Here is a 15052-nt window from a genome sequence, read left to right on the forward strand (position 1 = left end):
AGTCATATAGCTTTTTGTATGCGGAGGCCAAATCTTTAGCCTAATTAGTATTTGTTTCATCAGAAACAGTAGAGTCACTACTTTCATTTTCAGATTCTGTTGGTTTTACGTCCTCTTTATGGCTGTCCTCTACCTTTTCAGTGCTAACACTATCTTTTGCCGTGGCTGGCTCAGAAGCAGCTTTTTTAGAATCCTCTTTTGTAGCTGCGTCCTTATTAGCCTCTTCCTTCTTTGATTCTTCTTTTAACTTTTTAGCATGTTCTTTCGCCAGTTTTGCTTTGGCTTTATCTCGATCAGCTGGTGACATAATCGTTAAGACAAACTGACCGTCACCACGAATAACATACTCTGTATCGATTTTAGCTTTATATGGCTCTTTGTCATTTTTATCATCAATACCTGGAATATTTTCCTTAGCTTTAGCCTTTGGTACAGCCCCAGGAATTGGAGTATCTTCTACACCATCAATTTTAGCACTCTTAGTCGTTGTACTATCACCGTCTTCAACCATACTTACGCCATCTTCTAAAATTTCAACCACAATCTGATTATTCGTATCAGTATTGCGTAATTCCTTGTAGAACTCGTCAAAATCTTTATACGTTTTCAAACGGCGAATGATTTCATCTGTTAAATTGTATTTTTGCTTTTCTAACAGATACGGCAATGGTATAACGCCACCACCACGAACTTCTAAGGTCACTTCACCTAGTGGTTGATCCTTTGGCACTGTGAAGAAAATTTCCTTAGTTACCGGTTCACCACGAAACGGCTGTAAATTAACATTAATAACAATCGTATCACCAGGAGATGCTACAGCCGGTGACAAAGTCGCATCTGCAATCATAGCCGTCTTCGTATCTTTAGTAACCGCTGCATCTACTTGAATGCCTGCAATTTCATAATTAATGAAACGATTATTCATAAGCGCATCTAAAATATTATAAAATTCATCTACACTTTTTACGCCAATGGATTCAGACGAATAGAACATGTTAGTTCTCTCTAAGATAGGTATTTTATTATCTCTTGGTTGAATCTTCACCGTTACAGTAGAAGTACCTTCACCGCTGCGATCAAGGGTCTTACTTAAAAAGCTATACATAGCAGTGGCTCCTAAAGTTGGTGTCAACTCATCGGCTTCTACCACTTTTACACCTGCTTCACGAGTATGATTCATGTCTAAATCGCGAATAGTGATGCCCATCGGAATCCCACTGATAATTTTTCCTGAAGTACCAGCAATCCCGGCCCCTCGGTCTTCTGTAATGGCCCCAACTTCTGCACCCATTGAGCCCAACTTAAATCCAGAATCCACACTTTTTACAACGGTGAAAATAGAGGCATTATGCATAAAGTAACCTACAGATCCACGTTTCAAAAAGGGATGTCCAAAAGCAACTACTTTATCATTATCTACATATGTAACAGTACCAATGGCACCTAATTTTAAATCCCCATCGACTAACAACGCTGCCACTGAACCGCCAGCCTTCAAGGGTTTAGCTACCTCATCACCATCAGCAGCCGCCGTATCATAGGTACTATATTGATAATCTGGCAATTTATTTTTCATATATGTTAAGGACTCTGGATCAAATCCATATGCCATAAGTGGAGTTCCCAAAGGAATCAACTGACTATCACGCCAAGGATTCGCTAGATTTTTCTCATAAGGAATATTCCACATCTTAACCATATCTTCAATCGGTGTAATCATACCAATCGTGCCATCAGCAAAGCCCCAACCATAAGCAACAGCACCGACTAATTTGCCATTTATATAAGCAGGGCTACCACTCATGCCATGAACAATCCCGCCGGTCTGATCCATAATAGGGCCTGAAAACTTAGCTAAAATCAAATCACCTGAAGGGCCACGATCTTTCATAACACCTAATACTTTTAAATTAAAACTGGATATATCGTCACCAGTCACAACGGTATCAACATGCCCTTCCATTCCCGTACGCACATCTGACACAGGCAAGAAATCAACAGCCTGCGCTGAAGATGCTACTGTACAATAAAAGAAAAGCGCCAGTACACCTTTCATATACCGGCGTGATGAACGAATGAACTTCATTCATATCTCCTCTCTATACTATTTACCATCAACCACGGCTACAACCTGAGCACGTGTTACTTGATCGCCATTCTTTACGGATACATTGGTAACTACACCGTTAACCGTAGAACGAGCAGCTGGCATTGGACCCGTTAAAGATTGAACAGTAACAAGTACATCCCCTTCTTTAACAGCAGTACCTACTGGTACTACCGACACTACTTGTCCAGTTAACACTGACTCTTGGTTGACATTGGCTGCGGAGGCATTGAAAACAAAGCCGGTTGCTACGCTTAAGCCAATAGCAGCCATTACAAAAAATTTCATATATTTTTTCATATAAATTCCTCCTTTGACTAACGTCTATATATATTATAACACGAAATAGCAAATTTATTGGGGAAAGATTAGAAAGTGCGTATATTGAGCGGGGCCATTCGCCGTTTGATCACGGTGTAAATAGGTGCCATTAACCCATATATCAGTATCAGTTTGCCCCCCTATATCTAAGCCATTAATAGCGCCTAAGTTTTTAAGCAAACGACCACCTTGCGGCAAAGTAATACCTGTATACGCCCGATAATTACCGGTTGCTGCAAGGACAATTAATGTGCCGTCAGGGTTTACCCCTAGTAAAGTCCGTCCACGAAATTGACCATCATCATGGCCAGTTACTACTGAATCACGTAAAACAATAGCCTGTCCTTCAGCAACTAGTGTACCGGCTCTACTAATAGAAACTACAGGTTTTATAATTTGTAAATCTACCACATCACCAATCATGAGTTTATCCAATACTGGTATCATTGTGCCATGAGCAGATAATACAATATCCCCAGTCGTAATAGGTGAATTAGCTTTTGTTTTAGCCACTACTACATTCTTTCGAATCGTCACTTCTTGACCGTATACATTGGTATGGGTATACGTCCCATAATCCGTATTATAAGCAATTAATTCATTTTCACCACGAGGTTTATTAACACCATTTACAATATATGATGTTTCACCTTCAGTTAATTGCAAGGTTGGCGTCTCTAATGAAAATACATAACCTTGACTTGGTATATACTGAATCATTGCAGTAGGCGTAATCGCTGAAGCTTTTAAAATATTTACGCCATCAGCTTGACCTCTTTCAGGTTCAATTTTACCGTTTATGTCTTCAGCACTAAACTTATCTCTAACTGTGTCTACATTTACTAACCCTACAGCAATAGCACCTGCAGGCGCCACATCTTGTAACACTTCGCCATCGCCCGCAGCCTCTATTCGCTTACCCCCTTCTGAAGGAACAAATTCTAATACATCAACCTTCACTCGACCTGTATCAGTATTCGTATCCCACTGAGTATAGGTTACACCAGATTTCAAAGTCTTCATTGTCCGTTGCTCATATGTATTAAACAAATCAAGAACAACACGATCTGGTTGATTTAATGTAAAAATATGGTGTCGCACATTTTGATTCACTGTCAGACTCATATCAAGTCCATCGTCAGTAGTGCTTAAACTCACACCTTTTAACACCCCAGTAGTGCGATTATTATATTGAACGGGACCAGTAGTCTTATTAGTAGTATCTCGCAAATGTACTTTTAACTGCTGTGCTTTTTCATTATAAATGGAGCTCCAGCCATCAGGAAGACCCTGCATATCTAAAACGACTCTCGTCTGCCCCATTTCATTGGTTGCACGAACGGCTGTCAAATCTGCAGCAGTACAATGAAATAAAGCGCCCGCTCCCATAAGACCTGCTAACACAGCTATTTTGAGCTTTTGCTTATATGCGTTCATAGTCCCTCCTAAAATGATTACCTACTCTATCCCTTACAGACTGCAATACACTAACAGCCTTCACAAATACAAATTCATATATTCAAAATATATATATTTTATTATATACACACGCCTTAAAACGGCAAAAATAAAGAGCCTTATTTTTTATTATATCATATCCACTCGTTGAAATGATGAAATATCCCCATATAAAAAGTGAGCTCTTAAAGAGCTCACTCATAATGTATAGCTAATATTTTATTGTAATTCTTCCAAACTATCTTGGAAGCGATCCATTTCACGAAGGGCCCGTCCCGTCCCTACAATAACAGAATATCTTGGATTATCTACTAAATAAGCAGCCACGCCAATAGCACGTGTAATCAAACGGTCAAAACCACTGATAAGCGCACCGCCACCGGTCAAAATAATACCATGATCACAAATTTCTGCTACTAATTCTGGCGGGGTTTTCTCTAAGATATCCTTAATCCCTTCCAAAATAGTATTTACTGGCCGTTCAAGAGCCTTTTGTACTTCTTTAGATGTTACTGTAATCGCCTGTGGCAAACCACTAACGATGTCGCGTCCTCGTACGGTAATTTCCTCAATAGGCGCTTTTCGGTCTACAGTACCAATAGCAATCTTAACTTCTTCAGCAGTGCGACGGCCAATCAGTAATTTGCGGCGACGTTTAATATAGTCAATAATGGCTTCATCAAACTTATCGCCCCCCATCCGAAGGGACTTACTCACTACTACACCAGTAGTGCAAAGAACGGCTACGTCCGTAGTGCCACCACCTACATCCACAACAATCGCCCCTGCTGAGGCGGCTTTATCTAAACCCGTGCCTAATGCAGCGGCCAACGGTTCTTCAATAAGCACCGTTTTACGCGCCCCTGTTTGTAGTACGGCTTCAATAACAGCACGTTTTTCCACTGGTGTAATGCCAGAAGGAACACAAATTACTACACGAGGTTTAAATAATGTTGAGGCAGGCAATACACTTTTAATATAATAACGAAGCATAAACTCCGTCATGTCATAATTATTGATAACCCCATCTTGAAGCGGTCGAATAACTTCAATATCAGCTGGTGTTCGCCCTAACATAATCCGTGCATCTTCACCGACAGCCACTACTTCATGAGTATGAATATTCCAAGCTACATAAGCAGGTTCATCAAGAACAACGCCTTTACCTTTTATGAAAATCAAAACATTAGTTGTACCCAAGTCAATGCCGATATCGTAGGCCCACCACAAAGCTAAGCGTTCAAACGGTGAAATGCTAGTGCGATTCTTACGACTCTGATTCTTAGGCGTTGTCGTAGCAATAGGTTGCGTGCTTCGTTTGCGTCGCTCCGCCCGCTTCTGCAAAACGTCAGCACGACTTACTTTCTTCTTACTCGTCCACCCGAACAATGTCAGCACCTAGCCCTTTTAATTTGCCTACTAGGTTATCATAGCCACGGTCAATATGAGATAACTGTGTTACTTTGGTAACCCCTTCAGCTGCTAAACCAGCACAAACTAAGGCAGCCCCAGCTCGTAAATCAGTGGCCCGTACTTCAGTGCCCTTTAATTTAGACACCCCATCAACAATAGCACGACGCTCTTCAATACGAATCTGAGCACCCATTTTTTTCAACTCATCTACATGCATAAAACGGTTTTCAAATACCGTTTCCATTACTGTACTTGTACCTTCCGCAATAGTAGTAAAGGCCATAAACTGTGCTTGCATATCAGTTGGAAATCCTGGATATGGCAATGTTTTAATATCCACAGCCTTCACATGTCCATCAGAAACAACGCGAATGCCGTCTACGTCTTCTTCAACACGCACGCCTGCTTCTTTAAGCTTAGCTACAACTGGTTTCAAATGCTCTGACAAGGCATTCTCTACATATACATCGCCGCCAGCCATAGCCGCTGCAATTAAATATGTACCCGCTTCAATACGGTCAGGAATTACTGTATGAGTAGCTCCTTTTAACTCTTTAACACCTTGAATACGAATTACATTAGTACCAGCACCGCGAATATCAGCACCCATACTATTCAAATAGGTTACTAAATCAACAATTTCCGGTTCTTCAGCAGCATTTTCAATAATAGTCTTACCTTCTGCCATAGACGCTGCCATAATCACATTTTCTGTAGCGCCTACACTTGGGAAGTCTAAATAAATCTGATTGCCTTTTAGACCTTCTGGTGCAGTAGCTAATACATAACCATCACCCATTTCAATAGTAGCACCTAAAGCTTCAAAGGCTTTTAAATGTAAATCAATCGGGCGACTACCGATAGCACAGCCGCCAGGTAAAGAAATACGCGCTTCCCCACGACGCGCCAATAAAGGCCCCATCACTAAAAAGGACGCCCGCATGCGGCGTACTAATTCATAGGGAGCTTCTGTAGCCGTAATGTTAGCGGCATCAAATCTAATTTCTTCCTTAGCTTCATCTCTAGTAACTTTAACCCCTAAAGAGGCGATTACTTCGCAAATTGTATGTACATCCTCTAAATGAGGCACTTCTACTAATCGACTTGGTGTCGATGCTAACATAGTGGCCGCAATAATCGGCAACACCGCATTTTTAGCGCTACTTACACGTACGCGACCATTCAACGGTTTACCTCCGTTAATGATGAGCTTTTCCAACAATACTTCCTCCCATAATGCAATCTATTCATCTATAGTCAAGATAGTTTTATCCATAAATTCTACCTTATAGTATACTTTAAATCAGCTTGTTCAGCAAGTACCCTATAGACGTAAAAAGAGGAACCTTCTTACGAAGGCTCCCCCTTATAATCACTGAATTTTTAACAATTAACGAGCTTTCATGGATTTTAATTTGCGATCTAAACGATGAATAGTATCTACAAAACGAACTGTACCTGTTTTATAACGCATTACTACAGATTCAGTACGAGCACCACCAGCAAAATATTTAATACCAGCTAAAATATTACCTTCAGTAATAGCTGTAGCAGAGAAAATAACATCTTCTCCATGTACTAAATCATCAATTGTTAATACTTTATTTAAATCCGTAATCCCCATAGCATGGCAACGACGAACTTCTTCTTCATTTTCTGGTAACAAACGAGCTTGCATATCCCCACCAGTACATTTCAAAGCAGCTGCTGCCAACACGCCTTCTGGAGCACCGCCAGTACCGATAACCATATGGATACCAGAACCTTCAAGACCACATTCCATAGCTGGATTTACATCACCGTCAGTAATCAAACGAATACGAGCACCAGCTTGCCGGCATTCACGCATAATTTCTTCATGACGTGGACGATCTAACATAACAACGGTTAAATCATCAATACCACGTTCCATTTTTTCAGCTACACGACGTAGATTTTCAGTAACACTAGCATTTAAGTCGATAACCCCTTTAGCACGAGGACCTACACACAATTTTTGCATGTACATATCTGGTGCATGAAGAAGGCCACCTTTAGGTGCTATAGCTAATACAGCAATAGAACCATTTTGCCCTTTTGCAATTAGGTTGGTCCCTTCAATAGGATCCACCGCAATATCTACAGCTTCACCACCAGCACCTACTTCTTCACCAATATACAACATTGGTGCTTCATCAATTTCCCCTTCACCAATAACAACAGTACCAGAAATTGGCACAGTATCAAAGGTCTGGCGCATAGCATCTACAGCGAGTTGATCAGCGCCGTCTTTTTCACCACGACCTAATAAACGACCACTACGAAGCGCTGCAGCTTCTGTTACACGTACGAATTCCAAAGCTAATGTTCTATCCACAGTTCGTTACCTCCTTAAAATGCCCGTTTTACATAGGCAGGGCCACACCTGTTCCCATTATTTATTGGCTGCTTCCCAATCGGCTAAGAATCTAGCAAGGCCTGCATCCGTTAACGGATGCTTCATAGAGGCAGTTAACACTTTATATGGCACTGTAGCAATATGAGCACCCGCTTTAGCACATTGTGTCATATGCATTGGTGTACGTACACTAGCAGCAATAATTTCTGCTTTAATGTCATGCACCATAAATACTTCAGCAATATCTTCAATCAAAGTAATACCGTCCATGCTCATATCATCAATACGACCTACAAAAGGACTAACAAAAGTAGCTCCTGCTCGTGCTGCTAATAAAGCTTGGTTAACGGAGAATATCAAAGTAACATTTGTTTTAATGCCTTCTTTGCTAAGAATAGATACTGCTTTTAGCCCTTCTTCTGTCATAGGTACTTTAATCACTACATTACTACCTAATTTTACAAGTTCATGAGCTTCTTTCACCATTTCAGGCGCTGTTGTAGCAATAACTTCTGCACTAACAGGACCTTCTACTAAATCAGCAATTTGTTTAATTACTTCTTTTAAATCACGTTTTTCCTTAACAATTAAGGATGGATTGGTAGTTACCCCTGCGATAAAACCCATTTCATAGGCTGCTTTAATTTCATCAAAGTTGGCCGTATCAATAAAGATTTTCATAAGAGCTCCTTTTTATTACAACGATACAATATATTACATTCTATTAGGCTTGCGCAACAAATGTTACGTTCGCAATTACTTAGATTACGTTAAACAATGTTACACTCGCCATTACTTACGATACTTAAATCACTTATCTTAAACCACATACTTAGCGTAAACAACACTTTATTTTACTGGTTTAATAACTTCTACGCCACCCATATATGGTTGCAATGCTTTAGGAATACGTACAGATCCATCAGCTTCTTGATTGTTTTCTAAAATAGCAGCGACCGTACGACCTACTGCTAAGCCAGAACCATTCAAAGTATGTACAAATTCTGGTTTGCTCTTAGTATCACGACGGAACTTAATATTACCACGACGAGCTTGGAAATCAGTCATGTTAGAGCAAGAGGAAATTTCACGATAACAACCTTGCGCTGGCATCCAAACTTCTACATCATATGTCTTAGCGGAGCCAAAGCCAATATCACCAGTACAAAGTGTAATTACACGATGTGGCAATTCTAATAAGCGAAGCACTTCTTCTGCATTATCAGTCAAGGATTCTAATTCTTGATAGGAAGTATCTGGTGTTGCAAATTTAACCATTTCAACTTTGTTAAATTGATGTTGACGAATAAGACCACGTGTATCACGACCAGCCGAACCTGCTTCAGCACGGAAACATGCTGTAAAAGCTGTATAATATTTAGGCAATTCATCAACACTCAAGATTTCACCACTGTGGAAATTAGTCAAGGTAACTTCCGCGGTTGGAATTAAGAAATATTCTGTATTTTCTACTTTATACATATCTTCAGCAAATTTAGGTAATTGCCCTGTATTAGTCAAGGTCTGACGAGTTACCATATATGGTGTCATCATTTCTGTATAGCCTTGCTGTTCTGTATGAAGATCTAACATAAAGTTGATTAACGCACGTTCTAAACGAGCACCTAAGCCTTTATAGAATGTGAAACGAGCACCACTTTCTTTAGCAGCGCGCTCCCAATCTAAAATATCTAAGCTTTCGCCTAAATCCCAATGAGCTTGAATTGGAAAATCAAATTCACGCGGATTGCCCCAGCGACGCATTTCAGGATTGTCATTTTCATCTTCCCCAACAGGAACAGAGCTATCACACATATTTGGCAACATAAGTGCAATATCTTGAAGGGCTGCTTCAGTTTCACGAATTTTACCATCTAACTCTGAAATGGTATCCCCTACTTTTTGCATTTCAGCAATTTTATCATCAGCGTTTTCTTTATTACGCTTTAATGCACTAATTTCAGCAGTTACTGCATTACGTTGTGCTTTTAACTGTTCTACTTCTTGAATCAACTCTTTGCGCAAATCATAGAGTTTTGCAAAGTTTTCTAAATCACCAGTGGTGTGGCGATTATCTAAATTTTGTTGTACTGCTTCTAGGTTTTCTCGAACAAAACGTAAATCTAACATATCCATAACCTCTTACTAAAAAAGTGTCCCCTTAGGACCCATGTATTATTAATTACACTTAATCATACCACATCTAGTTAATTTTTACCACGGAAAAGGACTTTTTTGCAATGCAAAAAAGATAGTTTTGCATTACAATAAAGCCCATTTTGCATTGCAGTAAAGCTCATTTTGCATTACAATAAAGCTCATTTTGCATTACAAATGACCGTTCGCCTATACAAAAAGGCTAGCAACGGCAACTCCGTTACTAGCCTCTTAGCTTTTTTATTTATCAGCACCTTCGCTGTCTTCTGTATCAGTTGGTTTTACATCCAACTCAGGTTTCATGAGTGGGAATAATAAGACATCACGAATAGAAGCTGAATCAGTTAAGAACATAACTAAACGGTCAATACCAATACCAAGACCAGCAGTTGGAGGTAAACCATATTCAAGAGCGGCTACGAAATCTTCGTCCATGCGATGAGCTTCATCATCACCAGCAGCACGTTCTTGTAATTGTTTTTCGAAACGCTGACGTTGGTCAATTGGGTCATTTAACTCGGAATAACCATTTGCTAATTCACGACCATAAACAAAGGCTTCAAAGCGTTCTGTAGTCAATGGTTTCTCACGGTTTTGTTTAGCCAATGGGGAAATTTCCATTGGATGACCATATACGATAGTTGGTTCAATTAAGTTTTCTTCTACATAATCTTCAAAGCAAAGATTAATGATTTTACCAATACCATCGCGTTCGCTATATTCTACATTCAAACGATCCGCAATAGCACGAGCTTCTTCTAAAGTTTCTACCGCATCGAAATCTTCGCCGGTATATTTTTTAATCCCTTCTTGCATCGTAATACGATTCCAAGGTGGCGTTAAATCAATTTCAGTGCCTTGATAATTAATCTTAGTTGTACCTAATACTTCTTGAGCACAATAAGCTACGATATTTTCAGTCAATTCAATAGCATCTTCAAAATTACCATATGCCTGATAGGATTCCATCATTGTAAATTCTGGATTATGACGATTGTCAATCCCTTCATTACGGAAAGAACGGTTGATTTCAAATACTCGCTCTAAACCACCTACAATTAGGCGTTTCAAATGTAATTCTGGAGAAATACGCATATAAATGTCAATGTCCAAAGCATTGTGGTGGGTAATGAACGGACGCGCTGCCGCACCACCAGGAATCGCATGAAGCATTGGTGTTTCTACTTCCATGAAGTTATGAGCATTCATATATTGACGCATTTTAGCTACGATTTGTGTACGTTTCACAAACGTATCGCGCACTTCTGGATTTACAATTAAATCTACATAACGTTGACGGTAACGAAGTTCTGTATCTTTTAAACCATGCCATTTTTCAGGTAATGGACGCAAGGATTTAGAAAGCAATGTTAATTTATCAACTTTAATCGTGATTTCACCCATATGAGTGCGGAATACATGACCTTCTACACCTACGATATCGCCCATATCAAGCATTTTAACATGCTTATATGCCTCTTCACCAAGCATATCTTTACGCAAATAAATCTGAATATCTCCCGATAAATCACGAATATTGGCAAAGGCAGTTTTACCGTGGGATCGAATTGTCATAACACGACCTGCCACAGTTACTGGTTGGTCCTCAAAATCACGGAAGTTGTCTTTTATTGTTGCCGCATGCTGCTGTACTACAAAACGCTGGCCAAAAGGATACACTCCGTCTGCCTCGTATTGTGCAAGCTTTTCGCGACGAATTAACATTTGATCATTTAATTCTTGTTGTTGTTCTTGTACGGTAGTCGCTTTTTCTTCGCTCACTTACATGGCCTCCTAACTTCATACGTCATCGTATTGAATACTTCTACTTAGCTAATTGCTAAAATTTTAAATGTTGCTACTCCATCAGGTGTGTTTACTTCTACTTTAGCACCTTTTTTCTTGCCTAAAATAGCACTACCTACAGGGGATTCATTGGAAATACGATTATTGAAAGGATCTGCTTCAGAAGACCCTACAATTACATACTCTAATTCTTCATTGTATTCTTCGTCAAATAGTTTAACTTTACTACCTACGGATACAACATTCTTACGAGTGCTTTCATCAATAATTTTAGCCGTATTAATTTTGTTTTCTAATTCGATAATATGGCCTTCAATGAATGCTTGTTCATTTTTTGCATCATCATATTCTGAGTTTTCACTAATATCACCATATTCAATAGCTGTTTTAATACGCTGAGCTACTTCAATACGACGTACAGATTTGAAATGCGCTAATTCTTCTTCTAGTTTTTTAAGACCTTCTGCGGTTAACAGCGTTTCTTTTACTTCTGCCATAATAGAACTCCTCTTTCTATATTTCATTTAGCTATAAAGAAAAAGTGTCAATATACTGACACCTTTACTTTATCATCACATATATTTACGTAATTTACTCGTAACATTATATCAATATTACATTGCCGTTGTCAATTCTGCTTCATAAGTGGCTAAGGCCTCTTTAAAAGACTCCATCGTATGTAATGTGTTAATCCGATTGCGCCACTTGGCCGCTTCTGGTAATCCTTTAATATACCAGCCCGCATGGGTCCTAATTTCTCGAACTCCTAGCGGCACACCTTTATATTTACATAGTAACTCAAAATGGCGACGCAACATATGAAGGCGCTCTACTGCCGTTGGCTTAGGTAATATTTCACCAGTTTGCAAGTAGTGATTCACCTCATTAAACACCCACGGATTCCCTTGTGCACCACGCCCTATAAGTACGGCATCACAGCCTGTCTCCTCTAGCATCGCCTTAGCAGATATGGCATCCACTACATCACCATTCCCCAAAACAGGAATCGACAAAGCCTCTTTAACAGCTTTAATATACGTCCAATCAGCCTTACCCATATACATCTGCTCTCGAGTACGGCCATGAACAGCTATAGCTGCTACACCAACAGACTCAATCCGCTGAGCAAAATCAAGCACATTTTTAGACGTCTCATCCCAACCTAGCCGCATTTTCACCGTTACTGGTATCTTCACGGCTTGCACGGCCGCTTCTGCCACACGCGCTGCTAAATCTGGTGTTTTCATAAGCGCAGAGCCATCACCAGATGAAACTACCTTTTTCACAGGACAGCCCATATTAATATCTACTATGTCAGCGCCCGCGCGCTCTACCACCTTAGCCGCTAAGGCAATAGCTTCAGGATCAGAACCAAAAATCTGCATAGACACAGGATGTTCTACGTCTTCCATAAACAGTAAGTCTTTTGTATGCTCATTTTCATATTTAATGCCCATAGCACTTACCATTTCCGTGCATACTAACGCTGCGCCCTGTTCTTCAGCCAGTAAACGATACGCAATATCGCTAACCCCAGCCATAGGTGCTAGTATAGCGCGTCCAGAAATAGCCACTGAACCAATATGCCAAATGTCATTATTTATTTCTTTCATACAATAATCGTAATCCTTCTAGTGTTAACATAGGTTCAATATGATTAATTACATTTGTTTCCGCATTGATTAAATGAGCTAACCCACCAGTAGCAATTACTTTAACATTCGGCGGCATTTCTTTTTTCATACGCCCTACAATACCTTCTACTTGGCCTACATATCCAAAGAGTACGCCTGATTGCATGGATGTCACCGTATTGCGACAAATAACTTGCCCTGGATTACGCACCTCAATACGAGGTAATTTAGCAGCTCGTTGGAATAATGCTTCTGCTGAAATTTGTACCCCTGGTGCAATAGCCCCACCAATATAATCACCATTTTCTAAAATGGCACAATATGTAGTGGCTGTCCCAAAATCAATGACGATTAATGGGCCACCATATTTTTCATAAGCCGCTACAGCATTTACGATGCGGTCAGCCCCCACTTCGCGAGGATTGTCATATTTAATGGCCATCCCCGTTTTAGTTCCAGGTCCTACAATAATCGGCTTTACATTAAAATAACGTAAACATACCCGTTCTAAGGTTGGCATCAATGGTGGTACTACGGACGAAATGATAATTGCCTCAATATCATTCACATTAACCTGACGGTCATGGAAAAATAAATTCATAATAATAACGCCATACTCATCAGTAGTGCGTACTCGATCCGTAGAAATGCGCCAATGACCTACCAATTCCTTTTTATCATATACGCCTAGAACAATGTTGGTATTTCCTACATCAATCACTAATAACATGTAAATTAGCCTCCTACTTTATGTGCTGGTCGTATGGATACGTCACCGGCCACCACTCGTTCTACGGAGCCATCAGCACGTTCTATCATAAGATTGCCATCTTGATCAAGGTCGATGGCCTTACCTTCATAGGTACTACCTGGAGCCCGCACTTCTACTTGCTTGCCTAGGGTAATACTTAGTTCTTTCCATTCTGCCAAAGTACTATTAAATCCTTCAGCCAATACTTTATTATACTGCATTTCTAATTCTTCTAAAATAGTATTTAATGCTTCACGCCGGTCTACCTCAACACCTTCCATAGCAAAGGAGGTAGCAATGTCTTTTAAAAAGTCAGGAATTTCCTCTAAAGTGCTACTCGTATTAATTCCGATCCCCATGACAATGTAAGAAATTTCTTCCATAGAACCGTTCATTTCAGTTAAAATGCCCACTAATTTACGACCATTGACAAGAATATCATTAGGCCATTTAATGCCAGCAGTCTGTAAGCCTAACCGACGAAAGGCTTTGATTAACGCTACAGCAGCCATAAGAGTACATTTAGGAGCCTCTATAGGTAAAAATTTAGGACGCAAAATTATACTGAACCATAAACCTTTACCATAGGGAGAATACCAGCCACGATCCAAGCGACCTCGACCAGCCACTTGCTCTTCAGCCACAACTACAGTGCCTTCCGGAGCACCCTCATTAGCTAAATCGCGACCAATCCGATTTGTAGACTCTACACTCTCTAAATACTGATAATTGCGTCCAAATGTCTTAGTGGTTAATACGGATTCCATTTCAAGCCAGCTCATTACATCAGGCTCTTCCATGAGTCGATACCCCTTTTTAGTAAATGATTCAATAACATAGCCTTTTTTGCGCAGTGCTTCTATATGTTTCCAAATAGCTGTGCGGGATACATCACAATGTTCTGACATACGCTGACCTGACACAAAATTCCCTTTATTCTCACGTAACAATTCTAAAATTGCATCTCTCATAACGCCGGTGCCTCCTTTATGAAAAAGGGCCGCCTACCGGCGGCCCTATGCCAATCG

13 protein-coding genes are annotated in these 15052 nt (G+C 40.0%); all 13 read right to left on the reverse strand.

From position 1 onward, the window contains the following. Nucleotides 1-40 precede the first annotated feature (40 nt). Nucleotides 41-2086 carry a SpoIVB peptidase S55 domain-containing protein gene (locus NFR44_RS08115; RefSeq protein ID WP_251443500.1) on the reverse strand — a complete coding sequence of 682 codons (2046 nt, stop codon included), beginning with the start codon at nt 2084-2086 and terminating at the stop codon, nt 41-43. 18 nt (nt 2087-2104) lie between these two features. Further along, nucleotides 2105-2407, reverse strand: a complete 303-nt coding sequence (locus NFR44_RS08120; protein WP_251443503.1) for a biotin/lipoyl attachment domain-containing protein — start codon at nt 2405-2407, stop codon at nt 2105-2107. Nucleotides 2408-2461: 54 nt separating this feature from the next. Next, the gene (locus NFR44_RS08125; protein ID WP_251443506.1) at nt 2462-3865 is read right to left on the reverse strand and encodes a phosphodiester glycosidase family protein; all 1404 of its coding nucleotides are present in this window, start codon (nt 3863-3865) and stop codon (nt 2462-2464) included. Between the two features lie 240 nt (nt 3866-4105). Then, a complete protein-coding gene (locus NFR44_RS08130) occupies nt 4106-5284 on the reverse strand; it encodes a rod shape-determining protein (RefSeq protein WP_277612540.1) in 1179 nt (392 codons plus the stop codon). Beyond that, the gene (gene murA, locus NFR44_RS08135; RefSeq protein WP_251443509.1) at nt 5256-6518 is read right to left on the reverse strand and encodes a UDP-N-acetylglucosamine 1-carboxyvinyltransferase; all 1263 of its coding nucleotides are present in this window, start codon (nt 6516-6518) and stop codon (nt 5256-5258) included. The genes NFR44_RS08130 and murA overlap by 29 nt, the downstream gene beginning before the upstream one ends. Nucleotides 6519-6689: 171 nt before the next feature. Further along, nucleotides 6690-7655 carry a class II fructose-bisphosphatase gene (gene glpX / locus NFR44_RS08140; RefSeq protein ID WP_251443511.1) on the reverse strand — a complete coding sequence of 322 codons (966 nt, stop codon included), beginning with the start codon at nt 7653-7655 and terminating at the stop codon, nt 6690-6692. 57 nt (nt 7656-7712) lie between these two features. Next, nucleotides 7713-8357: a fructose-6-phosphate aldolase gene (gene fsa, locus NFR44_RS08145; RefSeq protein ID WP_251443515.1), complete on the reverse strand. Its 645-nt coding sequence runs from the start codon at nt 8355-8357 to the stop codon at nt 7713-7715. 168 nt (nt 8358-8525) lie between these two features. Beyond that, entirely contained in the window at nt 8526-9806 is a 1281-nt protein-coding gene (serS, locus tag NFR44_RS08150) for a serine--tRNA ligase (RefSeq protein ID WP_251443518.1), read from the reverse strand. 267 nt (nt 9807-10073) lie between these two features. After that, nucleotides 10074-11615 (reverse strand): lysine--tRNA ligase, encoded by a 1542-nt coding sequence (gene lysS / locus NFR44_RS08155; RefSeq protein ID WP_251443521.1) that lies wholly within the window; start codon nt 11613-11615, stop codon nt 10074-10076. Nucleotides 11616-11662: 47 nt separating this feature from the next. Further along, entirely contained in the window at nt 11663-12136 is a 474-nt protein-coding gene (greA, locus tag NFR44_RS08160) for a transcription elongation factor GreA (RefSeq protein ID WP_251443524.1), read from the reverse strand. Nucleotides 12137-12253: 117 nt separating this feature from the next. After that, nucleotides 12254-13252, reverse strand: coding sequence for a tRNA dihydrouridine synthase DusB (gene dusB, locus NFR44_RS08165; protein ID WP_251443527.1), 999 nt, complete (start codon nt 13250-13252; stop codon nt 12254-12256). Continuing rightward, nucleotides 13236-14003, reverse strand: coding sequence for a type III pantothenate kinase (locus NFR44_RS08170; RefSeq protein ID WP_251443530.1), 768 nt, complete (start codon nt 14001-14003; stop codon nt 13236-13238). The genes dusB and NFR44_RS08170 overlap by 17 nt, the downstream gene beginning before the upstream one ends. A 5-nt stretch (nt 14004-14008) precedes the next feature. Then, nucleotides 14009-14995: a biotin--[acetyl-CoA-carboxylase] ligase gene (locus NFR44_RS08175; protein ID WP_251443534.1), complete on the reverse strand. Its 987-nt coding sequence runs from the start codon at nt 14993-14995 to the stop codon at nt 14009-14011. Nucleotides 14996-15052 lie beyond the last annotated feature (57 nt).

Origin of the sequence: Veillonella intestinalis, assembly GCF_943193155.1 — a bacterium.
In the GTDB taxonomy this organism is placed as follows: Bacteria; Bacillota; Negativicutes; order Veillonellales; family Veillonellaceae; genus Veillonella_A; species Veillonella_A intestinalis.